Genomic DNA, 26,654 nt, shown 5'->3' on the forward strand with positions numbered 1-26,654 from the left:
GGTGTCGCTCCCATCATTTGCCCGGCTGAGAGCGGCCTGTCGACGGATTCAACGAAGTTTTGCTTCCACCGCCGCCGTAGTCCTGCGAAGCTCCCGCAGTCTGCGCAGCGTTCAACTCTTCTCGCTGATGCCCTGAAGTGGCATTGCTATAGCGCTGCGTAATAGCGCCGTTTACGCCAGAGAGCGAATTGCTCTGACCTTGTGCTGAGCCGTAGGCCGTGCTGCCGTGCTGCTGCGAGGCGGCGGCATAGCCACCGTAGCCAGCCGATCCGGAAGATTTGTAGGCCGTGAGTTGGGCGTGAACTGCGCCCGGCACCAACATTAGAGCAAGAATCGGAGTCATTCTCATGCTGCATCCCGGTTGGGTGAAAAGGGGCGGCAAGGTGGTTGCCCGCACCCTCGGGAGAAGGCAAAGGAGCAATATGTCGCCGCTATTGATTGTGGTGCGTCGCACCAGTTTCAGTACCCCGCCGTAGAGGGGGAGTGCCAGGGCTTTACGTGATAGCGGGTGACTTCGCAGTGGACGTTGGATGCTGGCTGCTAAAGCCTGTGCCAGAATCGCGATTTCGGCAATGAGTCAGGAATGAAACGATGACTGCAAATCGCAGCGCCAGTCTGGATATCCGAAGGCTTTCCCCTGCGCAATGGGGGCAAGCTTTCCCTGTCATTGCGCAATTGCGCTCGCTGGATGAGGCCGAGTTCCTGCGCCGGGCGCGCCGGCAATCCCATTCCGGCTACGAGTTGGTTGGCGCCTTTCAAGGCAGCAAGCTGATCGGCGTGATGGGGATGCGGCCCGTCCATACGTTGGCGCGCGGGGCACACCTGCACGTCGATGACCTTGTGGTCGACGTGCAAGCGCGCGGAAGTGGTGCTGGTCACGCCCTGATGGCATATGCGGAAGCCGACGCGCGTGCGCGCGACATGACAGCGGTGTTTCTCGACGCACGGCCGGAGGCCATTCCTTTCTATGAGCGCGAGAGCTATGTTCTCCATCCTGCGCCCTCGATGAAGAAAGTGCTCTGATCCCGCTAGTGGCTATTCCATGGGGCAGGCTGGCGCGCGGGTCCTGAACGCCAGTCGCCTGGGCATGATCAGCCCCTTATGCTCCTGGGGTCTCGCCCGTAGCTGTTCCGCGTACGGATCTGGCCATCCTGGCCGTGCACCAGGAGCTCCACCTTCTCGCGCTGTGCAATCACCGTCGCGGCTTCCACCGCTTCTTCCTGAGTGAGGAAGTGTGCTCTTTCACCCTTCGCCCCCTCGTGGATGATGTCCCACCCGTCGCCATGAGGCACGACGTGTACGTTGCGTTGCGGTATCGAATCCATGGCTGTCTCTCTGAGCAGTGCGCTACTGCTGTTTTAGGGGATGTTCTGTCCGCGGCATGGCGGGATAGTGGGAGGTGTCCGATACTTCACCTGGACATCGGATGTCGCGCTATTTTTCCGGCTGTCCTACCAATACGTCGAGCGGGACGCGCAGCGCCGCCGCCAGGCTCTGGAAAACCTCGGGGCTGCCATCGCGTTTGCGGTTCTCTATCTGGCTAAGGTAGGGCTTGCTAAGGCCTGCCGCTGTCGCCAGCGCGTCCTGGGTCATGCGGCGATATTCCCGCCAGGCCTTGACCGGGTTATCCCCGGCGAGTTCGGCGTCCAGGATGGCGGCAGGGATCCGAAAGGTGTTGTCTTGGCCCTTCGCATGGCCTGGCAGCGTGACATCGATCGGGTCCTCGACCCGATGCTTGATGCGCTCCCACAACTCAATAGGCACTACCGCAAACTCGGGGCGGCCGTCGCGTTCGATGAACTGAATGTTGATCATGGCAAGGCACCTCCTCGATGGGCATTCCCGGACATTCCCGGGGTGGCTTGGGCCACCGGGCCGAATGCCTGGTGAATGCGATCGTGTGCATCTTCATGTTAGCCATTGCAGCTAACCATTGTGCAAATATTGTTTGCTGGTTGCCGTCGCGCTCGATGCGCCGAACCTTGATCATTGGCCGGCGTCGCAACCCGTCAACCCACCAAAACGTCCTCGCCCACGATCGCATCAATTTCCGCATACAGCCAATCCGACGCCTCATCCGCCTCCAGCTCCAGGTCAATCCATGCACGCTTGATCGACGGGGCAGCCCCCAGCCCGCGTCGCGAAACGACCCGGATCAACTGTCCGCCGCGCGCCTGTATGAACTCAGCCTCTGCTTGTGTGGACACATCGGGAACCACAACATTGCGGCCGTCGTGCCGGGCCAGCGTTTGCGCGAAGTACCTGACCAACACGTCCGGATCCATCGGCGCACGGATCCAGGATTCCCGAAGCGTGTGCAGCAACTGGGCGGGTGACCTGCCTAGCGCCGGGATGACGTCGTGGCGTTTTGCCAGGCTGAAGTACGTCTCATGGATGCCCGCACAGGCCTGGATCATGTGGCGCAGCGGGGCGTCGAAGGTGATGACGTGGAAGGCGCGGTTCCCGCAGGCCAGGTAGTTCGTGATGAGGTCCTGGCCGGAGTCCGGGCGGCCGCAGAGTCCTATGAGCATGAAGTTTCCTTGGTCGTGCAGCTTCAGGGAAGTCGATGCCAAAGATTACCCATGGGTAATCAAAAATGCAAGCTCATTAGGTAATTGCGGCGCCCCAACGGGATCGTGCGGAGCGCGGAGGGCGGGGTGATACATCCGGCACAAGCCGGAAGTCGCGCTTATCTCAGCTTGCGGACGTTTTCTTGCGTGGCTTGCCGGGTGTCTGTGCGCCGCTTTCGTGAACGGCGTTGCTGGCTTGCTTGAATGCCGTGCTTCTCCCGCCGGTCTTCAGCACGCGGGCAGTTTTGGTGTTTTTCTTGTATTTACGCACCGATTGCACGGCTTCGACCTGCGTGATCAATTCGATGGCCGCGAGCATCCTGTCGATGTCTTCGTTGCGCAAGCCATTGATCAGGCGGGCGAATCGGGCGGCTATCTCGGGCGGCAGGGTTTCTTCTTTCGGGGGTGCGGCGGCGTCTTGTGCGTCGCCGTCCAGCCACAGGCGCGGCAGCCCGAGCTTGGCTTCGATGTCGCGAGCGAGATGTTCGCCGATGCGTTTTTTTCCGGCTTTGCCTGTGTCCGAGAATATGCGGGAGAAGTATGAGGGGTCGCGGTCCAGCCGGTCTGATAGGCGCGCTATGGAGCCGCCGAACTGTTCGGCCATGATCTGGGCTAGGCGCTGTTCACGCGTGTCTTGAATATCCATGGCCCATTAAACCTGTGCATTACCTGAAGGTAAATTTTCTGTTGGTACTGTAAATTCAATGACTAATAGGTAATTTAATGGGTGGTTTATGCGTCAGGGAGCGTTTTCCGGCCATTGATGAATGGCGTGAGAGGCTGGCCGGGATGCCGGGGATTCTGCTGGTGCGTCATTGCTGTGAGGTGTCAGGTATCGCTTCACCAGTCACCGGCCTGGCGTGGCTCAGTAACACTCGATACGGTTGCGGCCGCGTTCCTTGGCGCGGTAGAGCGCCCCATCGCTGCGCAACAGGGATAGGTCCGCGCTGGGATCGGTGGCATGCATGAGGGCAATGCCGACGCTGACGGTCAGCGTGACGATCTGGCTGCCGTCAAGCAGTGCGGTTTCCGCGATCTGATGCTGTATGCGCCTGGCAAATCGTGTTGCCGTCTCAAGGCTAGCATCGGGGAGCACCACGGCAAACTCTTCGCCACCGATGCGGCCGGCGAAATCGTGCTTTTGCAATGCACTGCGCAGCAGCGCCGCGAAACACCGCAGGGCGTGGTCGCCCATGGCGTGGCCCCAGGTGTCGTTGATGGCTTTGAAGTGGTCGAGGTCAAACGTCAAGACGGCGGCAGGGCGGCTGTCGGTGCGCTGGATCCGGGCGAGCTCTTGTTCGATCCGCACGACGAAGTGACGGCGATTGGGAAGTTGCGTCAGGAAATCGATGGTTGCAAATTCCTGCAATTCTCCCTCGATGCGCTTGCGCTCGGTCGCGTCTGTGATAAATCCGTGCCATAGCATGCTGCCGTCGTCGAGCCGCCGGGGACGCGCGTCGCCTTGCCGCCAGCGCAGCCCTTGCCTGGGCAGTTCGACGCGGTACTCGAGGTGCCAGGGCGTCAGGCTCGCGGCGGACGCGTGAAGCGAGGCGCGGTAGGCTTCCAGATCGTCGGGGTGGATGACGGCATGGATGGGGCCTGTGCTGGCGGCTACCTGTTGCGGCGTGAGCTCGTAGATATCGGCGATGCCGGCGCTGGCGTAGGGCAGGAAGGACTCCCCCGTTGGCAGCAGGCGATGCTGGAATACCAGGCCGGGGACTTCGTTGGTCAGGCTGGTGACCAGGTCGACCGTTTGCTGCAGTTCTTCGGCGAGTGCCTGGATGGCCGTGATATCGGTGGTGGTGCCGATCATGCGCAGCGGCTCGCCGTTGCTGCCGCGGCTGACCACCTTGCCGCGGCTGGATATCCATTTATAGCTGCCATCCTTGCAGCGGATCCGGTGGTCCACCGCGTAGCTTTCCGTTTCCTGGTTGAAGTGGGCTTGTATGGTGGCCTGGACGTAGGCGAGGTCGTCGGGATGGACGCGGGTATAGCTATCTTCGATCCGGTTGGTGATCTCGGATTCTTCATAGCCGATGATGGCTTTCCAGCCGGCCGAGTAGTGGATGCTGCCCGCCTGGATATCCCGGTCCCAGACGCCCGTGCCGCTTCCTGCGATGGCCAGCTCAAGCCGCTTTTCGTTTTCCTCGAGCCTGCTGGCGTCGTCGTTCAGTCTGCCTTGGGCCAGGTCACGCTCGATGATGGCGACCGCCATGTCGGCAAAGTCTTGCAGACGGCCGCGCTCCGCCTGGTCCAGTTCGCGCGATCCGGCATCGAACAGGCAGAAGGCGCCAAGCCGGCTGCCGCTCGATGTGGTCAAAGGGCACGCCGCGTGAAAGCCCATGCGCAGGCCGTCGATAAGGATGGGCGCGTCGCCAGGATGCACGTCATGCAGCGTAACCAGCGCAACCTGGACCCTGAAGAGGTGCCGCGCGAGTCGTGTCAGCGCATCAAACCGCTCTTGCTGTAAGGCGACTGTCAGGTTCAGCGACCTTGAGGTGTCGATGCGTTCACGTCTGGTTTCAGCTTCGGTAGAGGCCCGCATATCCAGGTCAAATGACAATTGACGTTAGCCCGAAGGTGTTGATTGTGCGCAGGTGCTGCAGAGTTATGCACGGCTGCGCCAATACTATCAGACGGATCGGCTCGAAGCGGGGCCGGCTAAGCGTTGTCGGCGAAAGGCAACTCTCCCTGTACCGGCAGTGCGGCCGGCTCCAGTTCTCCCGCGGGCGTCAGCGCGCTGACCCTCACGCCCAGCAAGCGGATTTTCCTGTCCAGCGGAACGCGTTTGACGCATTCGGTGGCGGCGCGCCGCAACTGTAAGGCGTCCGCCGTCGGGGCCAGCATGCTGAGGTCGCGGGTGACGGTGTGAAAGTCGTCGTAGCGCAGCTTGACGCCGATGGTGCGGCCCACGTAGCCCTTGCGGCGAAGGTCTTCCGCCAGGCGCTGGCACAGGCCGGTAAAGACTTCGGAGAGTGTCTGGCGGTCTTGCCTGGGGTGCAGGTCGCGCTCGAAGGTGGTTTCCCGGCTCATGGACTTGGGCTCCGAGCTGGTGACCACCGGGCGTTCGTCATGGCCTTGCGCGATCTCGGCTAGCCAGGCGGCGTAGCTGCGGCCGAAATGGGTCTGCAGCATGCCCAGGTCCGCGCTGGCGAGGTCGCCGACCGTGGCGATGCCCAGCGTTGCGAGTTTCTCGGTGGCCTTCGGGCCGATCCCGTTGACCTTGCGCACGGGCAGCGGCCAGATGCGCAGTGGCACATCGCTGGCTGCCAGCAGGGTGAGGCCGTTGGGTTTGTCGAGTTCGGAGCCGATCTTGGCGAGGAGCTTGTTGGGGGCGATGCAGATGGAGCAGCTCAGTCCCGTGGCTTCGCGCACCGCTTGCTTGATGCGGGTGCCGATGTCGGCGGGCTCGCCGGGCACGTCGCTCAGGTCGATGTAGATCTCGTCAATGCCCCGGTCTTCGATGTCGCAGGTGAAGGTGGCGACGGCGGCCTTGAACAGGCGGGAGTAGTGCCGGTACGAGTCGAAATCCGTGGGCAGCAGGATGGCGTCGGGGGCGAGCTGCGCGGCCTTCATCATGCCCATGGCGGAGAACACGCCCAGCGCGCGGGCTTCGTAGGTGGACGTGGTGACGACGCCGCGCCCGGCGTAGTCGCGCAGGCGGGCAAAGCGCCGGCTGCCGTCGGGAAGTATCTCGGGTACCGCATTTCGTCCACCACCGATCACCACGGGCTTGCCGCGCAACTCCGGGTATCGCAATAGCTCGACGGACGCGTAGAACGCGTCCATATCCAGGTGGGCGATGCGGCGGGGTGCAGATGACATGGCGTCGGCGAGTTACTGTATGCATATACAGTATATCGAATTCTGCCGACAATACCGCTGCGTCCTGGTCGCGCTACCAGCGATGCACGTAGGTGGCCGTCATGACGATGCCCGCCGCGGGCAGGTGGGAGGTGTTGTTGCTGTTGCGCAGCAACTGGCTGTAGAGCGGGTAGTAGTAGCGGTTGAGCAGATTCTGAATGCCTACTGTGATGGTGTCCTTCTTGCTGACCTGGCAGCGGCTGATGAGGTCCAGCGTGGTGTAGCTGGCCACATCGCGCCGCCCAAAGCTGTCGGCGCCGTTGAGCCGGTAGTCGTGCCCGGCGAAGAAGGTGGCTTGCAGGCGGTGGCTCCAGGCGGGCGTGGGCCGGTACTGCACGTACCCGGTGAGCTTGAGGGGCGGGATGCGGTAGCCGCTCATCTGCTGGCTCGGGCTGCCTTGCGGGGTTTCGCGGCCGCGCATCAAGGTGAAGGTGCCGCCGGTGCCCCATTGCTCGTTGTCGGACAGGTAGTCGGCGGAGGCTTCCACGCCATAGATGCGCTCGGCGGTGCGGGTCAGGATCAGGCCGTTGTTGAAGCTCTGCACGTCGCCCAGGTTGGAGGTGGTGTAGAACACCGCCAGCGAGGTCAGGGTGTTGCCGAAGGCGCCGCGCCAGCCGAGCTCGTAGTTGTTGGTCTTGACCGGCTGCAGGTCGGAGGCGCCGAGATTGAAGCCGGCGCGCGCATTGCGTACCTGCAGGCCGATGTCGGGCAGGTTGAAGCCCTGGCTGAACGCGGCATAGAGTTCGTGCCCCTTGACCGGCTTGTACACCACGCCGACATTGCCCAGCAGCGCGGTGTAGTCGACCGAGCCGCCCTTTACCTTAGCCGGCTGTGCCAGGCGCGATTGCGACAGCGGCACGAAGTCGTTGAAGCGGGCGTTGGCGTACTGGTAGCGCAGGCCGCCCTCGGCCGACCACTGCGCGTTGAATTTGTGCTGCAACTGGCCAAAGCCGCCCAGGCTGCGCGTGGTGATCTGCGGCATGTAGGTGAGCGTGCCGGTCTTGTTGAAGACGCGGCCGCCGCTGGCGTCATAGGCCTTGGGATCGAAGATGTCGATCGGCATGTCGCTGCGTTCCTGCTCGAAGTCCAGGCCCCATACCAGGCGGGTGCGCTTGGCGCTGTCCAGCGGCGTCTTGATGGTGAGGCGGCTGCCGAACACGTCGGAGTTTTGCATGGACTGGTCGACATTGCCGCCGCGCGTGACGACCGCGCGCGCGTCGAAGGGCGTGAAGCGCGTGAAGTAGTCGCGGTAGTAGAGCTGCGCGGAGACCGCGCTGYCTGCCAGGTCCTTGTGCTCATATTCGAGATTGACCAGCGTGTTGCGGATCTGGTTCTGGTCGGCGAGCTGCAGGCCGCTGATGGCGCGTGCGGGCACGCTGCCCGGCGTCAGGCGGGCTACCGATGGGTCGGAGGCGTAGTCGGTGTCCTGTTTGGCGTTGAAATGGCTCACCGCAAGCTGCACGCGCTGCTCGGGCGTCAGGCGCAGGCCGAGCTTGCCGCCGATGTTGTAGTTGTCCGACTGGAACAGGTCGCCCTGGCTGGGCTCCGGAGCGACGCGCTGGCCGCGCGCATCGTAGGCGCTGCCGATGCGGCGGGCACCGACGTCGAAGGCATAGTCGACCATCCCCTCGCTGCCGGAAACATGCTGCTGCAGCTGGCCGGACAAGCCATCCGCGCGCAGCCGGGACAGCGGCGAGGTGAGTGAAAACGTGGTCTCCGACAGCGGCGGGCCGCCGGCCGGGCGCGTGTTGATGGAGACGATGCCCCCGGTGGCCCCGCCGCCGTAGATGGCGCTGCTGCCGCGCAGGACTTCGATGCGCTCGATCAATGCGGGGTCCACGTTGGCGAGGTTGCGCGCCGAGTCCCGGTTGGTGTTCAACGGAATGCCATCGACGAGGACCAGCATGCCGCGGCCCCGCAGGGTCTGGCCGAAATCGGTCACGGTATGGCTGGAGTCGGCCATGCCGGGAACGACCTTGGAGAGCAGGGTGGCGACGCTGTCGGAGCCGGTCTTCAGCGCATCGAGCTCCTCGCGGTCGATGACCGTGACTTGCCGCGTGGGGCGCATCAGGTCGCTGGAGGTTCGCGAGGCGGTGACTTCCACGGCTTCGAGCATCCTGGCGGCCTCCGGGGCGGGCGCGGTCGTCGTTGCCGGGGTGGTCAACGTTGTGGTGGCGGCGACCGGTGCGGCGGCACCGGCGTGGCCCACGGGCTGCAGCACGATGCCGCTGCCATTGCGCTGGTAGCGGATGCCGCTGCCCTTGAGCAGCATATCGAGCGCGGCTTCGGCGGGCATGCTGCCATGCACGGCCGGGGCTTGCTTGCCTGCCACCAACGCGGGCGTGAAGAACAGCTGGAGCGATGTTTGCCGGCCGAGCTGCGTGAGCGCGTCGGCCAGGGGCTGGGCACGGATATCGATCGCCACCGGCGATGGCAGGGCTGGCTGGGCAGTTGCCGGCGTGGCAACGGCGCCGATCAGCGCGGCGGCCATGGTGGCCATCAGGAGGGGCCTGGCGCGTGCGTGGCGGGCCGGGATCTGTTGCTGCTTCTCAGGATGTTGCTGGTTCACGTCGGGTCTTCTCGGAGAGGCCGGATTGGCACAAAGGCACGCAGGCCCGCGGTGCGCGGGCACGTTCCGGGAGAAGACGAAACGCGGAGCAAAAACCTGAATCTAGCGTGAAAATATTTCCGTGCTGCCGTCGGGCAGGGTGCGCACGCCCACCGGCAGGAACTGCGGCAGGGCGGCGAGCAGGGCATCGGTATCGTCGGCGCGGAACACGCTGCTCAGCCGCAGTGCGCCGGTGCCGGCGTCGCGGATCCTGACCGGGCTGTGCCGATAGCGGGAGACCTCGGCGGCTACCAGCGACAGCGGCTGGTCCTTGAACAGCAGCTTGCCTTCGCGCCACGCCACGGCGGCGCCGAGATCGACCGTTGCCGCGGGCGCGACCCGGCCGTCGCCGGCAATGCGCGTGCCAAGGCCGGCCGACAGGCGCGCCGCAGACGCAGCTGCGCTGCGCCCTTGTACGCTCACCGACCCGGATTCGACCGCGACCGTGACCTCGGCGCCGTCCCGGCGCACGTCGAAGCGGGTGCCGGTGACCGTGACGCTGCCACTGCCGGCATCGACCACGAAGGGCCGCTCGTTGGCGTGGGCGACCTCGAACATAGCCTCGCCGTCTGCCAGCGTCACAGTGCGCTGGCCTGGCTCGAATCGTACCGATAGCCGCGTGCGCGTATTGAGCTGGACGACGGAGCCGTCGGGTAGCGTCACGCGTTGCCGCTCGCCAGGCGCGGTGCTGAAGCTGGTTGTGTAGTGGCTCGCATCGCTGGCCACATAGGTAGCCGGGCCGGGCGCGGCCTGCTGGCGCTTGAGCCAGGCGGCGCCAACGGCCACCGCGCAGAGGCTGGCCAGTATGGCGGCGCGCAAGGCAGGTCCCGATCTCCGGGCGGCGGCGGCCGGTGCCGGGTCTTGCGCCAGGGCGCGCAGGCGCTCCGGGTCGAGCACGCCTGCCACTTGCCAGATGCGCTCCAGCGCGGTGTATTCGGCCCGGTGCATGGGGCTGGCGTCGAGCCAGGCCGCCATCTCAATGCGTTCTTGCTCGCTGAGCGAGCCAGCGCGGACGCGTGCAAACCAGCGTGCCGCGGCTTCACGGGGAGCGTCCGGCGGCGGCGTCATTGGCGTCATCGGCGTGCGGCCCCAGGGAGGGGCGCGGGCAAGGAGGAGGGGGCAGGAGCCTGGATCAAGGCGTGGTACTCAATGGGGTGCTTGCGGGCCGAGCCGGTCGCGCAGATGGCGCATCGTGCGGATCATGTGTTTTTCGACCATGTTCTTGGAGACCTGAAGGCGCTCGGCGATCTCTTGCTGGGAGAGCCCTTCAAGGCGTTGCCAGACAAAGACCTGACGGCATGCCAGCGGCAGCTCCGCCAGCGCCTGCTCGAGCGCGGCGGCGAGCTGGATGGCGTGGAGCGCGGCTTCGGGATCGCCGGAGCTTGCGTGATGCGTGTCGATGCTGTCAAGCGGGAGCGTTTGCCGGCCTCCCTCGCGCCGGAAGGCGTCAATGGCAAGGTGGCGGGCGGTCTGGTGCAGGTAGGCGCGGGGATGCTCGGGTGGGCTGTCCTTGCGCTCCAGCACCTTGAGCAGCGCGTCCTGAGTCAGGTCCTCGGCATCAAAGCGATTGGCGAGCTTGCGAGTCCAGGTGCCAACCAGCTCTTCGTAGTAGGCGAACAAGCCGAACGCGCGCGAGGGATGTGACGGCATGGCGTGCGCGCGGTTGCGGGTGGTTGCAAATGCGACGTATTATCATTTGCGCAGGCAATGTTCGTCAATAGCTACATTGAGTGGCGCGACAGAGCAGCAATACGGAGCAGCAACATGGGGCCCGCCCGCCGGCGCGAAAAAAAAGCCCGCGAACTGCGCGGGCCTTTGAAAGCGCAGCCGGTGTAAGCGGATCCGGCTGGCTCGCGATTGTCGCAACGTGCGTGGGAATCTCTTTCCCCTCTGGCGATGGGATCAGCGAAGCAGGAAGGCGATATCGTTGACGCTGATCTGCGCCGGCGCGACGCCGCGGCGCTGCTGGAACAGGATGTGCTGGAGGACCTGGCGGCGCTGCCTGGCGAAGACGGCCAGGTCGATCGGAATGCCGGCCCGGGCATAGTGCTCGACCAGCAGCTTGTAGGCACGGTGCCGCATCTGCAGGGCTTCGCCTTCGGCGCGCAGTCGGCCGGTGTCTTCGGGCGGTGTCACCTCGGCCTGGCGCAACGCCTCCATGGCGGCTGCGTGCATGTCGCGGTAGCGGTCCAGTTCAGTTTGCGTGGCGTGCAAACGCTCGCGCAGCGCGCGGACCTTGCGCTGCAGCTTTAATGTCATGCCAACGCCATGCTCGATGAGGGCGACGGTTTCCAGCGCGTGGCTGGCTGCGGCGATCGTGTTTTTCCAGATGCCCCTGTCCGTCACCTCGACGTCCGGCGCCCACCCGTTGCTGGCTCCGCGCAAGCTTTTCATAAGACCCCTTGACCCTTGTGTTGATGTCCGGCGGACAGCTTTATGCTTGCCGTCCTGTCCTGGACCACGGAGATCGTGCCACCGTGGTTGCGATGGGAATCGTACGGTCTGGCCGTGCGCGGGCGAAGTAGAAGATGCTTAGATCTGGTTTTCCCAACACCTATGTCGCGTCATGTCTGTGTGGCTCGACACCAAGTCATCGGCAAGCGATATGGCAATGAGAAGCGGTCTTCTCCAGACTTGCTGATGGGATAGTTGCCCAATCCGGCGCAAATACGGCAGTCCCGCCTTCTATACCGTACAGAGGGGGCCGAATCGGACTAGGATACAGAGATGGCACTTAATTTTCCCAATCCCAGCCGGAGTTACGACCCATCCAGGCATTGCGTATGTTTTTGGGGCTACGACAGTTCGCGTGAGATCTCCTTCGAGGTCGACCGAGCGGTACTCTCCAACCTCAGCCCCGAACTGCGCCCGGACGAGCCTGCCGTGCTGGAGGCATTCGACCGCCACCGCGACCACATACTTGAGCTCGCACGCGGGCTCTATTCCCGCAGCCGGCAGAACAGGTACACCATCTCCTGACAGCGGCTCGATCCATGGTGGTTCCGATCGTGAGGGGCGCCCGCCCGTCACGAGGCCTTTGCCGTGCGAGGCGGCAGCGGTGCGGGTTCCGCCGCCATCTTGTCCGCGGCATAGGGGCGCAGGAAACTACGCGCCAGTTCCGTATCCCGGCAGTTCAGCCAATCGTCCCAATCGGTGGGCGGCACGATCACGATCATCCTTTTTTCCTTGCCCGGCGCATGGAAGCGGCGCATCAACGGGTGGCGATCCGAGTTGATGGTCAGCATGGTGAAGCTGAAGGCCTGCTGGCCAGCTTCGCCTGGCCACGCGCGCCAGAGCCCCGCGATCGCCATGGGCGCGGCGTCTTTGAGCCGGATGCGCCAGCGCACCGCCTTACCGGTTTCGTAGTCGGGCTCGTAGAAGCAATCCGCTGGCACCAGGCAGAACTGGCCGTTCTTCCAGGCGGCGGAGAAGGTGCGTTTTTCGGCCACCGATTCCGAGCGCGCGTTCGTGGTGTCGAACTTCGCCACGCCCGGTGGAATGCGTTTCCTGGGGACCATGCCGAAGGTAGCGACCAGGCATTGCCGCTGGCCATCATGGTCCGAGACGAGCAGCGGCGCCGCATAGTCGGGCCACGTTTCCGGCGGCCATTCCTGCGCTGGGCGGGTGACGCCAAATACGTCGCGCAGCAGGCCGGCCTGCGCGGGTGCGTAGTTGATGCACATGGGCTGCCTCCAGCGGGCGCCGCTTGCTAATGGGATTAACCAGTATGGAGTATGGGTGGGGAAGGGCCAAAGCCCGGTGCGGGCGAACGCCCGCGGATTGCTGAGCCGATGCGGTTGCGTGAGGTACGCAACCGAGCGCGGCCCGGCCGGCGCGAAGATCAGCTTTCCTGCGCTTCCAGCGTGAAGCCGGCGCCGTCGTCCTGGCGCAGCATCGTCACCAGGGCGGGCATGGCTGCCTCCAGGGTTTCCTTCAAGCGCCACGGCGGGTTGACGATGAACATGCCGCTGCCATGCAGGCCCAGCCCGCCAGCGACCGGGTGCTTGACGCGCAGGGTGACGTGCAGCCAGCTCTTGAGCGGCAGCTTCTTCAGCTGCACCGGCAACTGCACGGATTCGCGGCGCTGCACTTCGGGATACCAGATCGCGTACATGCCGGTGGCAAAGCGCTGCAGGCAATCCTGCAGGCTGCGCACCACGCGGCCGTAGTCCTGCTTGTCCTCGTATGAGGGGTCGATCAGCACCAGCGCGCGGCGCGGCGGCGGGGGCAGGATGGCGTTGATGCCGGTGAAGCCGTCGCCGTCGTACAGCATGACGCGGCGGCCGGCGCCACGGAAGTTGTCGCGCAGCACCTGGATTTCGGTGCTGTGCATCTCGAACAGGCGCAGGCGGTCCGCGTCGCGCAGCATCTGCCAGGCGAGCCAGGGCGAGCCGGGGTAGTGCTTCAGGTTGCCGTCCGGGTTCAGCGTGCGTACCTGCTCCAGGTAATCCTCGACCAGCGTCGGCATGGGCCGCTTGGCGGCGGCGGCTTGCCACAGCCTGGCAATGCCGGTCTCGAACTCGCCCTTTTTCTGCGCGTAGGCGTGATCGAGCGCGTACAGCCCGGCGCCAGCGTGCGTGTCGATGTACCAGAAGGGCTTGTCTTTCTGGCTCAACTGCTCCAGCAACTGGACCACGATGGCGTGTTTGAGAACATCGGCGTGGTTGCCGGCGTGGAAGGCGTGACGGTAGCTGAGCATGGCGAGGCGGGAAAAGGGCGTGCGGGGCGTGCAGGTGCCGGCCTGGAGGGGCCGGCGGCACAGGGCGCTATGCTACCATCGCCAGGCTTTGGGGCGGGCCGGCGGCATGCCGGAGGGCGCGCCTGGCGGGCAATTGCCGATTGCCGGCTCCTTCGCCATCCTCCGGTCCAAATGCACTTCCAATGCATTGCGCGTCTGACGGTCCTGCGCACTTCCCATTCTCCCGACTCTTGTCACCTTGTTGCCTTGTCCATGTCCCGCAGCCTAGATCTCGCCGAGCCCGCTTTTTCTGCCTCAGGCTTGCCATACTCGCCGCGCTACGACGAGGCCTATCAAGGTAACGAGGATAGCCTGGAGCGAGCCCGTCACGTCTTCCTTGCCGGCAACGGCTTGCCGCAGGCCTGGGGTGGGCGCGACCAGTTCGTGATTCTGGAGGCCGGCTTCGGGTTGGGGCTGAACTTCCTGGCAACCTGGCAGGCATGGCGAGACGATCCCAAGCGTTGCCGGCGGCTCCACTTTGTGTCGATCGAGAAGCATCCGTTGACGAGCGAGGGGCTTGCCGCGATGCATGCCAGCTTTGGCGCGCAGGCGGCGCTCATGCCGTTGGCCGCCGAGCTGAGGACCGCGTGGCCGCTGGCGCTGCCCGGCCTGCACCGGCTGGAATTCGAGGGCGGGGCGGTTGCGCTGACGCTGGCGTTTGGCGATATCGACGCCATGCTGCCGCGGCTGGTGCTGGGCGCGGATGCGTTTTACCTGGACGGTTTTTCGCCTGCGCGCAACCCTGATATGTGGCAGCCGCCATTGATGAAGCGGCTGGCCCGGCTGGCCCGCCCGGAAGCCACGCTAGCCACGCACGTGGCGGACATCGTCTTCCAGCGGGGTTTGCAAGCCGCCGGCTTCGCGGTCAGCTCTGTGCCGGGATATGGCTCAGAGCCACTGATGACCGTGGCGCGCTTCCCTGTCATGCGCGGTACGCGGCGGCAGCCGCCGCCATCCGCCGCCGCGTGGCCTGAGCGGCACGCGATCGTCATCGGCGCGGGCCTGGCCGGCTGCGCGGTCTCGGAGCGGCTGGCCGCGCGTGGCTGGCGCGTGACCTTGTTCGATGCCCATGACGGCCCGGCGCAGCTGACCTCAGCCCACCGTGCCGCCGCCATGCATCCGCACTTGTCCTCGGATGACAGCGTCCTGTCGCGCCTGTCGCGCGCCGGCAACCTGCTGGCCCTGCGGACCTGGGCGGCGCTGGCGGCGGCGGGACATGCGCCCGGCTGGCAGGGCTGCGGCGTGCTGCAGACCGGTGCGGGCGTGGAGGACGCGGATATCCAGCAGGCGGCTCTTGCCGCCCTGGGTTTTCCGGAAGCGTTCGCGCGGTGGATGAGCGCCGAGGAGGCGGCCAGCCGGCATGGCGCGCCGGTGCCCCACGGCGGGCTGTGGTTCGGGCAGGGCGGCTGGGCGCCGCCGCCCGAGATCTGCCGCGCGCAGCTGGCGCGGGCCGGGACGGCGGTAACGGCGCGCTATGGCAGCCGCGTTGCGCGGCTGGCGCGTGTGGCGGATGGCTGGCAGGCGCTGGATGAGGCGGGCATGGTCATGGCCGCGGCGCCGGTGGTGGTCGTGGCCAACGCGTACGAGGCGCTGCGCTTGCTCGCGCTGCGCCATATGACGATCGACCGGGTGCGCGGCCAGCTCACCACGCTGGAGCCGGCAGAACTGGCGCGCCTTGGGCGATGGCCCGATTGCGTGGTCACCGGCACCGGCTACCTGCTGCCGCGCGCCGCGGACGGCACCGCGCGCATCGGTTCCAGCTACGAGCCGGATGCACAGGAATCCGGCGCGCTGGACGAGCGCCCCGCGGTGCACGCCGAGAACCTCGCCCGGCTCGCCGGGTTGCTGCCGGCGCTTGCCGGCACGGCAGCCAGCCTGGATCCGGCAACGCTCAAAGGGTATGTGGGCGTGCGCAGCGTCTCGCACAACCGCCTGCCGCTGATCGGCCGCGTGGCCGACGAGGCCCAGGCGGCGCGGGACGCCGCGGCGCTCAGCGGGGCACGCCTAAGGGATATCCCTCGGCTGCCGGGGCTTTACGCGGCACTTGCATATGGCTCGCGCGGCCTCACATGGGCCGCATTGGGGGCGGAATTGCTGGCCAGCCAGATCGAAGGGGAGCCATTGCCGCTCGAGCTCGAACTGGCCGAGGCCATCGATCCGGCGCGCCTGCTGGTGCGCGCCTTGCGCCAGGGGACCGTGGCAAGCGGCGATGTGCCCGCCGAGCCGGTTCCCGGGTAAAAACTGCCGGAACCGAATGAAAACCGTGCGATAATGCCCGTTTTCCGTTTGCGTGGACCTGCGCCCGGATGCTCTGGAAACGCCAGTTTTTGCGCGTGTCCTGCGTGCGACGCGGTTTGCGTGCCGGGTATCGGCATTAGCCGTCGCTTTGCCTGTGTCTTCTCGGGCACGCGAGCGGGGTGCGCTTACGAACACAACAACACTCTGGATTGGATCAACGACCATGTCGAATGTCATTGAAAACCTTGGCAAACTGGACCGCAAGGTGACCCTGGCCATTCCCAAGGCCGAAGTCGAAAAGGAAAAGCTGGAACGTCTGGTTCGCCTGTCGAAGACGGTGAAGATGTCCGGTTTCCGTCCCGGCAAGGTACCGATGAAGATGGTCGAGAAGCAATACGGCCAGCAAGTCGAGTTCGAAGTGCGCTTCGACAAGGCTGCCCGCAAGTTCTTCGACATCACCAAAGAACAAGACGTCAAGGTTGCCGGCCAGCCGAAGTTCGAAGTCAAGACCGACGGCGTGAGCGAAGATGAAGTGGCCTTCGACGCGACCTTCGAGGTCTATCCGGAAGTCAAGCTGGGTGACCTGGCTGGCGCCGAAGTGACCCGCACCAAGACCGAAATCACCGATGCCGAAGTCGACAAGACCATCGACATCCTGCGCAAGCAGCGCGTGCACTACCACACCCGTGGCGAAGCCGGCGAGCACGGCGACGGCGGTGCGGAAGTGGCCGCCCAGAACGGCGACCGCGTGACCCTGGACTTCGTCGGCAAGATCGACGGCGTGGAATTCCCCGGTGGCAAGGCTGACGACTTCGCCTTCGTGCTGGGCGAAGGCCGCATGCTGCCCGAGTTCGAGCAAGCTGCACTGGGCCTGAAGGTTGGCGAAAGCAAGACCTTCCCGCTGGCGTTCCCCGAGGACTATCACGGCAAGGACGTGGCCGGCAAGACGGCCGAGTTCACCGTCACGCTCAAGAAGATCGAGTGGGCGCACCTGCCGGAAGTCAACGACGAGTTCGCCAAGTCGCTGGGCGTCGCCGACGGCAGCGTCGAGAAGATGCGCGCCGACATCCGCGAAAACCTCGAGCGCGAAGTCAAGCGCCGCACGCACGCCATGCTGAAGGACCAGGTCATGGACGCGCTGTTGAAGGCGAGCGAGCTGGAAGTGCCGAAGGCCCTGATCGAGCAAGACCAGGAGCGCCTGGTGGAAATGGCTCGTCGCGACCTGGAGCAACGCGGCATGCCGAACGCCAAGGACATGCCCATCCCGGCCGAAATGTTCACGCAGCAAGCTGAGCGCCGCGTCAAGCTGGGCCTGATCCTGGCCGAGATCGTCAAGGCGCACGGCCTGGACGCCAAGGCAGACCAGATCAAGGCCGAGATCGAAGACTTCGCCAAGAGCTACGAAGACCCGAAGGAAGTCATGCGCTGGTACTACGGTGACCAGCAGCGCCTGGCCGAGATGGAGGCCTACGTGCTCGAAAACAACGTGGTAAATTTCGTGTGCGACAAGGCCAAGGTCACCGACAAGACGGTGTCCTTCGAGGAACTGACTGCCGAAGGCAACAACCAGCCTCAGCAGGCCTGAGCCTGGCTCGTGGCCGGCGCGCGTGGCGCGTTGGCCGCAGCCTTGTCTCTTACCGAACTCCAGGAGAACTTGCATGACCCGCAATGATTTGCTTGACCGTCTGGCCACCACGCAGGCCTCCGCCCTGGAAACGCAGGGACTGGGGCTGGTGCCGATGGTGGTTGAGCAGTCCGGTCGGGGCGAGCGCGCCTATGACATCTATTCGCGCCTGTTGAAGGAGCGYCTGATTTTCATGGTCGGCGAAGTCAACGACCAGACCGCTAACCTGGTGGTCGCCCAGTTGCTGTTCCTGGAAAGCGAAAATCCCGACAAGGATATCTCGCTCTACATCAACTCGCCGGGTGGCTCGGTGTCGGCTGGCCTTGCCATCTACGACACCATGCAGTTCGTCAAGCCGGACGTGGCCACGCTGTGCATGGGCATGGCAGCCAGCATGGGTGCCTTCCTGCTGTCGGCTGGCGCCAAGGGCAAGCGTTCGGCGCTGCCCAACTCACGCATCATGATCCACCAGCCGCTGGGCGGTGCGCGCGGCCAGGCCTCGGACATCGAGATCCAGGCCCGCGAGATCCTGTACCTGCGCGAGCGGCTCAACACGATCCTGTCGGAAGTCACCGGCCAGCCGGTCGACAAGATTGCCCGCGATACCGATCGCGACAATTTCATGAGCGGCGAGCAGGCAGTGGACTACGGCCTGATCGACAAGGTGCTCGCCCGCCGTGCCTGACAGGCCGGCCCGGCTGCCGCAAGGCGGGCCGGGCAGGGGCCGGGTGGCGATCCTTCGGGTATCGCCGCGCGGCCGCAATGAAGAAGGCTATACAGAAACGAGGCCTTGTGCCTCGTTTTTTGCTTTTGCCCCACAGCTTGGGGGTCTACCCGCCGCGCCATTTTTTTTGGCGTATGATGCGTTTGAAGCGTATCCCCGCAGCGCTCCGGCACTGCGGCACGCACACTGCTAATGTGACTGATTCCTATGGCGGATAAAAAAGGTTCATCCAGCGAGAAGCTCCTTTACTGCTCGTTCTGCGGCAAGAGCCAGCACGAGGTAAAGAAGCTCATCGCGGGCCCGTCGGTGTTCATTTGCGACGAATGCATCGACCTGTGCAACGAGATCATCCGCGACGAGGCTGCTGCATCCGACAAGGACGCGGGGGCCACGGCCAAGTCCGATCTCCCCACCCCGCACGAGATCCGCGAAAGCCTGGATCAATACGTGATCGGGCAGGAGCAGGCCAAGAAGATCCTGGCCGTAGCGGTGTACAACCACTACAAGCGCCTGAAGCACCTCGGCAAGAAGGACGACGTCGAGTTGTCCAAGAGCAACATCCTGCTGATCGGCCCCACCGGTTCGGGCAAGACGCTGCTGGCGCAAACGCTGGCGCGCCTGCTCAATGTGCCGTTCGTGATCGCTGATGCCACCACGTTGACCGAAGCCGGCTATGTCGGCGAGGACGTGGAAAACATCATCCAGAAGTTGCTGCAGAACTGCAACTACGAGGTGGAAAAGGCACAGCGCGGCATTGTCTACATTGATGAGATCGACAAGATCTCGCGCAAATCCGACAACCCGTCCATCACCCGCGATGTCTCCGGTGAAGGTGTGCAGCAGGCCCTGCTGAAGCTGGTCGAAGGCACCATGGCTTCGGTGCCTCCGCAAGGCGGCCGCAAGCACCCGAACCAGGACTTCCTGCAGGTGGATACCACCAACATCCTGTTTATCTGCGGCGGTGCGTTCGACGGCCTCGAAAAGGTCATCATGCAGCGTTCGGACAAGACCGGTATCGGTTTTGCCGCGCAGGTGCAGAGCAAGGAAGAGCGCGAGGCCAGCGAAGTGCTGCCGCAGGTCGAGCCGGAAGACCTGATCAAGTTCGGGTTGATCCCGGAACTGATCGGCCGCCTCCCGGTAGTGGCTACGCTGGCCAAGCTGGACGAAGCCGCGCTGATGCAGATCCTGGTCGAGCCGAAGAACGCGCTGATCAAGCAGTACCAGAAGCTGCTGGCGATGGAAGGCGTTGAGCTGGAAATCTGCCCGGCCGCGCTCTCCGCGATTGCCCGCAAGGCAATCCGCCGCAAGACCGGTGCACGTGGCCTGCGTTCGATTCTCGAACAATCGCTGATGGATGTGATGTACGACCTGCCTAACTACAAGGGCGTGCAAAAGGTGGTGATCGATGAGAACACCATCACCGGGGATGCTCCGCCGTTGCTGATGTACGAGGAACAGCCTAAGGTGGCTGGTTCGAACTGACGCGAACGCCGGCGCTTATGACGATGCCAGGCCGGCAGCGAGTCCTGAGAGGCCGTTCGCGAAAAGCGAGCGGCTTTTTTTCTTCATTTTCGTAAAACGAAGGGGAGGAAACGGGGGTATGCTGTTTGGACGGGTCTTGCAAGTGCGGGGAGCAGCATTTTGCAACTAGCATCGAATCGCGTGCAAAGGATGTCTTGCAATCGATTCATGAGACCCAATTTACGCCTAAATGACTGACTGGGGAAAATGATGTCCGGAACACAACTCCTCCCGGCTGAGCCGATCCGCTTGCCACTGTTGCCGCTGCGCGACGTGGTGGTGTTTCCGCACATGGTGATCCCACTGTTCGTGGGACGTCCGAAGTCCATCAAGGCGCTGGAAACTGCGATGGAGGCGGGCAAAAGCATCATGCTTGTGGCCCAGAAAACGGCGGCCAAGGATGAGCCGACCGCTGACGACCTCTATGAGGTGGGCTGCATCGCCAACATCCTGCAAATGCTCAAGCTGCCCGACGGCACCGTCAAGGTGCTGGTGGAAGGCACGCAGCGCGCGAATATCCGCGAAGTGAGCGAAGACGAATCGCACTTCATGTGCGAAGCCGTGCCCGTGCCGCCGGGCCCGGTCGAGACCGCCGAGACGGAGGCGCTGCGCCGCGCCATCGTGTCGCAATTCGACCAGTACGTAAAGCTGAACAAGAAGATCCCGCCCGAGATCCTGACGTCGCTGTCGGGTATCGACGAGCCGGGTCGCCTGGCCGACACCATCGCCGCGCATCTGCCGATCAAGCTCGAGCAGAAGCAGAAGATCCTGGAGATGGTGAATGTCACCGAACGCCTGGAGAGCCTGCTGTCGCAGCTCGAAGGCGAGATCGACATCCTGCAGGTGGAAAAGCGCATCCGTGGCCGCGTCAAGCGCCAGATGGAGAAGAGCCAGCGCGAGTACTACCTCAACGAGCAGGTCAAGGCCATCCAGAAGGAACTGGGCGAGGGCGAAGAAGGCGCTGACCTGGAAGAACTCGACAAGCGCATCAAGGCTGCGCGCATGCCGAAGGAAGCCAAGAAAAAGGCCGACGCCGAATTCAAGAAGCTCAAGCTGATGTCGCCGATGTCGGCGGAAGCCACGGTCGTGCGCAACTACATCGACACGCTGGTCAACCTGCCGTGGCGCAAGAAGAGCAAGGTCAACAACGACCTCGCCAACGCCGAGCGCGTGCTGGATGAAGACCACTACGGTCTCGAGAAGGTCAAGGAACGCATCCTTGAGTATCTTGCAGTGCAACAGCGCGTGGACAAGGTGAAGGCGCCGATCCTGTGCCTCGTTGGGCCCCCTGGCGTGGGCAAGACTTCACTCGGGCAGTCTGTCGCGCGTGCCACGAACCGCAAGTTCGTGCGCATGGCGCTGGGCGGCGTGCGCGACGAGGCCGAGATCCGTGGCCACCGTCGTACGTACATCGGCTCGATGCCCGGCAAGATCCTGCAAAGCCTGGCCAAGGTCGGCGTGCGCAATCCGCTCTTCCTGCTCGATGAAATCGACAAGATGGGCATGGATTTCCGCGGCGATCCGTCGTCGGCATTGCTCGAAGTGCTGGACCCGGAGCAGAACCACACGTTCCAGGACCATTACATCGAGGTCGATTTCGACCTGTCCGATGTGATGTTCGTGGCGACCTCCAATTCGCTCAACATTCCGCCTCCGTTGCTGGACCGGATGGAAGTGATCCGCCTGTCGGGTTACACCGAGGAAGAAAAGGTCAACATCGCCCAGCGCTACCTGCTGCCCAAGCAGATCAAGAACAATGGCCTGAAGCCCGGCGAGATGGAAGTGAACGAAGACGCCCTGCGCGACATCATTCGCTACTACACGCGGGAAGCGGGTGTGCGTTCGCTCGAGCGCGAAGTGTCGAAGATCGCCCGCAAGGTGGTGAAGCTGCTGCTGCTCAAGAAGGAAACGGGCACGGTCAAGGTCGCGTCCGAGAACCTGGACAAGTTCCTTGGCGTGCGCAAGTACGACTTCGGCCTGGCCGGCAAGGAAAACCAGGTAGGCCAGGTGACCGGGCTGGCGTGGACGGAAGTGGGCGGCGATCTGCTGACCATCGAAGCCGCGATCATGCCGGGCAAGGGCAACATCACCCGCACCGGTTCGCTGGGCGACGTGATGAAGGAGTCGGTCGAGGCAGCACGTTCGGTGGTGCGCTCGCGGGCACGTCGTCTGGGCATTACGGACGAGATGTTCGAGAAGCGCGACATCCACATCCACGTGCCTGAAGGCGCCACCCCCAAGGATGGCCCTTCGGCAGGCGGTGCGATGACCACGGCGCTGGTGTCGGTGCTCACGGGCATTCCGGTGCGCGCTGACGTGGCCATGACCGGCGAGATCACGCTGCGCGGCGAAGTCCTGCCGATCGGTGGCCTCAAGGAGAAACTGCTCGCGGCGCATCGCGGCGGTATCAAACTGGTGCTGATCCCCGAAGAGAACGTGAAGGATCTCGCGGAGATTCCGGACAACGTCAAGAACGCCATCGAGATCGTCCCGGTGCGCTGGATCGACAAGGTCCTGGAACTCGCGCTCGAGCGCAAGCCCGAGCCTCTGCCTGAAGAAGTGGCCAAGCCTGCCGATGTGGCGGACAAGGGCGCTGCCAAGGTCGAGATGATTCATCACTGATGATGTCTCGCTGATGCTGCCGTAGCTTGCTGGCAGCGCGTGAAAAACGCCGCGGGTGTCCCCCGCGGCGTTTTTCTATTCTGTCTCCCGTTCCGCCGTTTATTTCGTGCCACTTTGCACAACGTGCAGGTGCATTCTCCGGCCTGTAAAAATGTCTGCGAAGACTACTTGGCAAAACGCCAAAGGCTGTATTACACTTGCGCCCTCGCAACGCAAACAGCAGTAATTACTCTGATATGTGCGCGGCGATGCTTGCAGCATGCAGTGCGGCTGCGGTACGAGCGGGTGCTTAGCTCAGTTGGTAGAGCGGCGCCCTTACAAGGCGTAGGTCGGGGGTTCGAGCCCCTCAGCACCCACCACGCTCCTGCCGCAAGACAAGCCCGACACACTGATGCATCCTGCAACACCGATTCAGGAGTGGTAGTTCAGTTGGTTAGAATACCGGCCTGTCACGCCGGGGGTCGCGGGTTCGAGTCCCGTCCACTCCGCCAAACAAGCAGTCAGCAAAACGGGCCCCTAGTGGCCCGTTTTGCTTTTTGCGCATCACATCGCTTGACCAATTCCGCGCTCCGTTCTTGATCAAACCGGCTCCGGCTTGCAGTGTCCCGCAGCACCCGCCCGGCAAGGGCAGATATGGCTCGCCAATTGCGCCGCAGGGCTGCAAATCGCGTGAAGCCTGCCGCTCCTGATAGAATCCCGGAGTTTGCCGTTCGTACAACCCTTTTCCTGAGTCAGCATGCTTGATTTCGTACGCAACAACCGGCGCTTGATGCTTTTGCTGCTGCTGGTGCTTGTCTTCCCGTCGTTTGTGTTCTTCGGCGTGGAGAGCTACTCGCGTTTCATGGACAGCTCGCACGACCTCGCCAAGGTCGACGGCCGCGCTATCACCGCGCAAGAAGTGGATAACGTGGTACGTGACCAGAGCGAGCGCATGCGCCAGATGCTTGGCACGAACTACGACCCGCGCCAGTTCGAAGGCGCGCAGGCACGCCAGCAGGTGCTCGACCAGCTGATCCTGCAGCGCGTGGTAGCGGATGAGGTGGCCAAGAAGCACCTGACCGTTTCCAACGAACGCCTGCTCGAGACGATCAGCAGCATTCCCGCCATAGCCCAGTTGCCGAAGAAGAAAGACGGCACGATCGACGACAAGGCCTATGTCGGCCTGCTGGCCCAGCAAGGCATGACGCCGGAGCAGTTCGATGCCCGCATGCGTTTTGACCTGGCCACCCAGCAGCTCAGTAGCTCGGTTGGCGCTACCGCCTTCGTGCCGAAGTCCTTGCTGGACCGCTTGATTGCCATTCGCGACCAGCAGCGCGACGTGCAGGCGCTGCAAATCAAGGCGGCTGATTTCACCGCCAAGGTCAATCCGGATGACGCTGCGCTGAAGGCCTACTACGAAGGCCACAAGGCGGCGTTCTCGGTGCCCGAGCAAGCCAAGGTCGAATACCTGGTGCTGTCGGCCGACGCGCTGGCCGCGACGACGCCGGTCACGCCCGAAGAGCTCAAGTCCTACTACGACAGCAACATCGCGCGCTTTCGCACCGACGAGCAGCGCCGCGCCAGCCACATCCTGATCGGCTCGCCCAAGGAAGCCTCGGCCGCAGAGCGACAGGCTGCCAAGGAAAAAGCCACCAAGCTGCTCGAGGACCTGCGCAAGCATCCCGAGACGTTTGCCGACGTGGCCCGCAAGCAATCGCAGGACCCGGGCTCGGCGGAGAAGGGCGGCGACCTCGGCTTCATGGGCCGTGGCGCGCTGGTCAAGCCGTTCGAAGACGCGATGTACGCGCTCAAGGATGGCCAGATCAGCGACGTGGTCGAGACCGACTACGGCTATCACATCATCAAGCTCACCGGCATCAAGCCGGCCGAGACCAAGCCGCTTGATCAGGTCCGTACCGAGCTGGAAGCGGAGTTGCGCAAGCAACTCGCCGCCAAGAAGTACACCGAACTGGCCGACACGTTTGGCAATACGGTCTATGAGCAGTCCGACAGCCTCAAGCCGGCCGCCGACAAGTTCAAGCTGACGATCCAGAGTGCCGACAACGTGACCCGCCAGCCGAACCCGGCCCTGGGCGCGCAAAACCCGCTCAATAACGAGAAGCTGCTCAAGGCGCTGTTCAGCGATGAGTCCGTCAAGAACAAGCGCAACACCGAGGCCGTGCAGGTTGGCCCCACCACGCTGGTGGCGGCGCGTATCGTCGACTACCGCCCGGCCACGGTGCGCAAGTTCGAAGACGTGCAGGCCAAGGTGCGTGAAGGCTATATCGCGCAGCAGGCAGCCGAGCTTGCCGCCAAGGCGGGCGCGGAACGTCTCGAAGCACTGAAGAAGAGCGGCGGCGCCGACGGCTTCGGCGCACCGGTAACGGTCTCGCGCGCCAAGGCCGACGGCCTGGCACCGAAGGCGGTGGAAGCCGTCATGCGTGCCGATACCGCCAAGCTGCCCGCGTATGTCGGCGTGGACCTGGGCGCCGACGGCTACGCGATCTATCGCATTGGCAAGGTCAGCCAGCCTGCGCAGGCGGATGCCGCGCAGCGCCAGGGCGAGGCGCAGCAACTGGGCCAGATGCTGGGCCAGAGCCAGCTGGAAGCCTTCTACGAAGGCCTGAAGGACCGGGCCAAGGTGAAGCTGCTCAAGCCCGCTACCACCACGGAAGCGGGTCCGGCCAGCGGTGCTGGCGCGCAGTAATACTGCCGCTCGCAGCCATAAAGAGAAAGGCGCCTTCGGGCGCCTTTCTCTTTATGGCAAAGCCGCGGACAACTAGCGGGTAGCTGTCTTGGCCGCTGGCGTCTTCAGCAAGGGCTTGAGCTGCGGCCAGACGGTATCGAGCAATGCGCCCTGCGCCTGCGCCGTGGGATGGAGGCGGTCCGCCTGGAACCACTCTGGCTTGGCGATCACCTGCTCCAGCAGGAAGGGCACCAGCCGGACCTTGTACTCGCTGGCCAGCTTGGGGTAGAGCGAGAAGAACCGCTCGGTGTAGTCCGGCCCGTAGTTGGGCGGGATCCGCATGCCCACCAGCAGCACGCTGGCCTTGGCCTGCTGCGCGCTGGTGACGATGCTGCGCAGGTTGGCCTCGGTGGTCTGCAGCGGCAGGCCGCGCAAGGCATCGTTAGCGCCCAGTTCCACGATGACCACGGCCGGATGGTGCGTTGCCAGCAGGTCGGGCAAGCGCGTCTTGCCGCCCACCGTGGTCTCGCCGCTGATGCTGGCATTCACGACGTTATAATCGAAACGTTCCGCCCGCAGACGCGCCTCCATCAGCTTGACCCAGCCTGCATCGCGGGCCAGCCCATACTCAGCGGACAGGCTGTCGCCCAGCACCAGGATGGCGGGCGTTGCCGCACGCGCCATCGACGCCGTGGCCGGCACCATCGCGGGCAGCAGCGTGGTCACGCATACCGCCAGCGCCAGCTTTCGCCAACCGCACCAGAACTTCTTGCTCATGTCTTCATCCATTCTTGCAGTCGAGTCATTAGGAAAGACCGTAGCCGACACGACAGGTTCGCTGACGATTTTGCACGACGTGTCGTTTTCCGTCACGCCCGGCGAAACGCTGGCCATTGTGGGCGCATCCGGCTCGGGCAAATCCACCCTGCTGGGTTTGCTGGCGGGTCTGGACCTGCCCACGACAGGCACCGTCAAGCTCAACGGGCAGGACCTGTTCCAGCTCGACGAAGACCAGCGGGCTGCGCAGCGCGGACGCCATGTGGGCTTTGTGTTCCAGTCGTTCCAGCTGGTCGGGCACCTGAGCGCCCTGGAAAACGTCATGCTGCCGCTGGAGTTGCGCGGAGAGACCGCGGGCGTGCGCGAGCGCGCCGCCGACATGCTGGCCCGCGTGGGGCTGAGCGGGCGCCTTTCCCACTATCCGCGCACGCTCTCTGGTGGGGAGCAGCAGCGCGTGGCGCTGGCGCGGGCGTTTGTGGCCCGTCCCGACATTCTCTTTGCCGACGAGCCTACCGGGAGCCTGGATACGGCCACCGGGGAGGCCGTCATTGCGCTGATGTTCGAGCTGAACCGCGATGCCGGTTCCACCCTGGTGCTGGTCACGCACGATCGCTCCGTGGCGGCCCGCTGTGGGCGCATCCTGACCATCGAAGCCGGCCGGGTCGCCAGCGACGAGTGGATGACCGCGCCGGTTTGATAACCG

At 64.2% G+C, this 26,654-nt stretch carries 23 protein-coding genes and 2 tRNA genes; 11 read left to right on the forward strand and 14 right to left on the reverse strand.

Annotation, left to right across the window (positions count from 1 at the left end; all coding sequences use genetic code 11):
* Nucleotides 1-13: 13 nt before the first annotated feature.
* A complete protein-coding gene (locus tag AC1DQR_RS20310; protein WP_477133673.1) occupies nt 14-343 on the reverse strand; it encodes a hypothetical protein in 330 nt (109 codons plus the stop codon).
* A 248-nt stretch (nt 344-591) separates the two neighbouring features.
* On the opposite strand from AC1DQR_RS20310, the gene AC1DQR_RS20315 reads away from it, so the two are divergent.
* Entirely contained in the window at nt 592-1,023 is a 432-nt protein-coding gene (locus AC1DQR_RS20315) for a GNAT family N-acetyltransferase (protein WP_416048285.1), read from the forward strand.
* A 68-nt stretch (nt 1,024-1,091) separates the two neighbouring features.
* Here the strand turns inward: AC1DQR_RS20315 and AC1DQR_RS20320 are convergent, their stop codons facing one another.
* From AC1DQR_RS20320 to AC1DQR_RS20365, 10 genes are all read right to left on the reverse strand, one after another.
* Nucleotides 1,092-1,325, reverse strand: a complete 234-nt coding sequence (locus tag AC1DQR_RS20320) for a DUF2188 domain-containing protein (RefSeq protein WP_174424498.1) — start codon at nt 1,323-1,325, stop codon at nt 1,092-1,094.
* Nucleotides 1,326-1,434: 109 nt separating this feature from the next.
* Nucleotides 1,435-1,815 carry a helix-turn-helix domain-containing protein gene (locus AC1DQR_RS20325; RefSeq protein WP_416048286.1) on the reverse strand — a complete coding sequence of 127 codons (381 nt, stop codon included), beginning with the start codon at nt 1,813-1,815 and terminating at the stop codon, nt 1,435-1,437.
* A gap of 194 nt (nt 1,816-2,009) precedes the next feature.
* On the reverse strand, nt 2,010-2,531 hold the full coding sequence (locus AC1DQR_RS20330; RefSeq protein WP_416048287.1) for a hypothetical protein: 522 nt from the start codon (nt 2,529-2,531) through the stop codon (nt 2,010-2,012).
* A gap of 163 nt (nt 2,532-2,694) precedes the next feature.
* On the reverse strand, nt 2,695-3,216 hold the full coding sequence (locus AC1DQR_RS20335; protein WP_416048288.1) for a hypothetical protein: 522 nt from the start codon (nt 3,214-3,216) through the stop codon (nt 2,695-2,697).
* A gap of 219 nt (nt 3,217-3,435) precedes the next feature.
* Nucleotides 3,436-4,890 carry a sensor domain-containing diguanylate cyclase gene (locus tag AC1DQR_RS20340; RefSeq protein ID WP_477133674.1) on the reverse strand — a complete coding sequence of 485 codons (1,455 nt, stop codon included), beginning with the start codon at nt 4,888-4,890 and terminating at the stop codon, nt 3,436-3,438.
* Nucleotides 4,891-5,231: 341 nt separating this feature from the next.
* Nucleotides 5,232-6,395 carry a DNA polymerase IV gene (dinB, locus tag AC1DQR_RS20345; RefSeq protein ID WP_477133675.1) on the reverse strand — a complete coding sequence of 388 codons (1,164 nt, stop codon included), beginning with the start codon at nt 6,393-6,395 and terminating at the stop codon, nt 5,232-5,234.
* Nucleotides 6,396-6,468: 73 nt separating this feature from the next.
* Nucleotides 6,469-8,934 carry a TonB-dependent receptor gene (locus AC1DQR_RS20350; RefSeq protein WP_477133695.1) on the reverse strand — a complete coding sequence of 822 codons (2,466 nt, stop codon included), beginning with the start codon at nt 8,932-8,934 and terminating at the stop codon, nt 6,469-6,471.
* Between the two features lie 171 nt (nt 8,935-9,105).
* A complete protein-coding gene (locus AC1DQR_RS20355; protein WP_416048291.1) occupies nt 9,106-10,119 on the reverse strand; it encodes a FecR family protein in 1,014 nt (337 codons plus the stop codon).
* A gap of 69 nt (nt 10,120-10,188) precedes the next feature.
* Nucleotides 10,189-10,692, reverse strand: coding sequence for a sigma-70 family RNA polymerase sigma factor (locus AC1DQR_RS20360; protein ID WP_416048292.1), 504 nt, complete (start codon nt 10,690-10,692; stop codon nt 10,189-10,191).
* A gap of 252 nt (nt 10,693-10,944) precedes the next feature.
* Nucleotides 10,945-11,436, reverse strand: coding sequence for a hypothetical protein (locus AC1DQR_RS20365; RefSeq protein WP_416048293.1), 492 nt, complete (start codon nt 11,434-11,436; stop codon nt 10,945-10,947).
* Between the two features lie 333 nt (nt 11,437-11,769).
* Here AC1DQR_RS20365 and AC1DQR_RS20370 point away from each other — a divergent pair, with 333 nt between their 5' ends.
* Nucleotides 11,770-12,021 carry a DUF1488 family protein gene (locus AC1DQR_RS20370; protein ID WP_043345911.1) on the forward strand — a complete coding sequence of 84 codons (252 nt, stop codon included), beginning with the start codon at nt 11,770-11,772 and terminating at the stop codon, nt 12,019-12,021.
* Nucleotides 12,022-12,068: 47 nt separating this feature from the next.
* Here the strand turns inward: AC1DQR_RS20370 and AC1DQR_RS20375 are convergent, their stop codons facing one another.
* Together AC1DQR_RS20375 and AC1DQR_RS20380 are read right to left on the reverse strand one after the other, a co-directional pair.
* Nucleotides 12,069-12,725: an SOS response-associated peptidase gene (locus AC1DQR_RS20375; protein WP_477133676.1), complete on the reverse strand. Its 657-nt coding sequence runs from the start codon at nt 12,723-12,725 to the stop codon at nt 12,069-12,071.
* 158 nt (nt 12,726-12,883) lie between these two features.
* The gene (locus AC1DQR_RS20380) at nt 12,884-13,741 is read right to left on the reverse strand and encodes a 23S rRNA (adenine(2030)-N(6))-methyltransferase RlmJ (protein WP_043345913.1); all 858 of its coding nucleotides are present in this window, start codon (nt 13,739-13,741) and stop codon (nt 12,884-12,886) included.
* Between the two features lie 252 nt (nt 13,742-13,993).
* Between AC1DQR_RS20380 and mnmC the strand changes: the two genes are divergently transcribed.
* The 8 genes from mnmC (at nt 13,994) to AC1DQR_RS20420 (ending at nt 25,195) form a co-directional block, all read left to right on the forward strand.
* The gene (gene mnmC / locus AC1DQR_RS20385; protein WP_416048295.1) at nt 13,994-16,018 is read left to right on the forward strand and encodes a bifunctional tRNA (5-methylaminomethyl-2-thiouridine)(34)-methyltransferase MnmC2/FAD-dependent 5-carboxymethylaminomethyl-2-thiouridine(34) oxidoreductase MnmC1; all 2,025 of its coding nucleotides are present in this window, start codon (nt 13,994-13,996) and stop codon (nt 16,016-16,018) included.
* Nucleotides 16,019-16,241: 223 nt separating this feature from the next.
* Nucleotides 16,242-17,603 carry a trigger factor gene (tig, locus tag AC1DQR_RS20390; RefSeq protein ID WP_416048296.1) on the forward strand — a complete coding sequence of 454 codons (1,362 nt, stop codon included), beginning with the start codon at nt 16,242-16,244 and terminating at the stop codon, nt 17,601-17,603.
* Nucleotides 17,604-17,676: 73 nt separating this feature from the next.
* On the forward strand, nt 17,677-18,327 hold the full coding sequence (gene clpP / locus AC1DQR_RS20395; protein WP_043345919.1) for an ATP-dependent Clp endopeptidase proteolytic subunit ClpP: 651 nt from the start codon (nt 17,677-17,679) through the stop codon (nt 18,325-18,327).
* 246 nt (nt 18,328-18,573) lie between these two features.
* Entirely contained in the window at nt 18,574-19,848 is a 1,275-nt protein-coding gene (clpX, locus tag AC1DQR_RS20400; protein ID WP_477133677.1) for an ATP-dependent Clp protease ATP-binding subunit ClpX, read from the forward strand.
* Between the two features lie 249 nt (nt 19,849-20,097).
* A complete protein-coding gene (lon, locus tag AC1DQR_RS20405; RefSeq protein ID WP_043351692.1) occupies nt 20,098-22,509 on the forward strand; it encodes an endopeptidase La in 2,412 nt (803 codons plus the stop codon).
* 283 nt (nt 22,510-22,792) lie between these two features.
* Nucleotides 22,793-22,868, forward strand: a tRNA-Val gene (locus AC1DQR_RS20410).
* A gap of 55 nt (nt 22,869-22,923) precedes the next feature.
* Nucleotides 22,924-23,000: transfer RNA gene (locus tag AC1DQR_RS20415), tRNA-Asp, on the forward strand.
* Between the two features lie 245 nt (nt 23,001-23,245).
* Nucleotides 23,246-25,195, forward strand: coding sequence for a SurA N-terminal domain-containing protein (locus AC1DQR_RS20420; RefSeq protein WP_477133678.1), 1,950 nt, complete (start codon nt 23,246-23,248; stop codon nt 25,193-25,195).
* A 72-nt stretch (nt 25,196-25,267) separates the two neighbouring features.
* On the opposite strand, the gene AC1DQR_RS20425 is transcribed toward AC1DQR_RS20420, so the two are convergent.
* The gene (locus AC1DQR_RS20425) at nt 25,268-25,951 is read right to left on the reverse strand and encodes an arylesterase (protein ID WP_416048297.1); all 684 of its coding nucleotides are present in this window, start codon (nt 25,949-25,951) and stop codon (nt 25,268-25,270) included.
* On the opposite strand from AC1DQR_RS20425, the gene AC1DQR_RS20430 reads away from it, so the two are divergent.
* A complete protein-coding gene (locus tag AC1DQR_RS20430) occupies nt 25,950-26,648 on the forward strand; it encodes an ABC transporter ATP-binding protein (protein WP_006160846.1) in 699 nt (232 codons plus the stop codon). The two genes, AC1DQR_RS20425 and AC1DQR_RS20430, sit on opposite strands and share 2 nt — an antisense overlap.
* The last annotated feature ends 6 nt before the right edge of the window (nt 26,649-26,654 follow it).

Source organism: Cupriavidus sp. 05L411 (assembly GCF_056398045.1).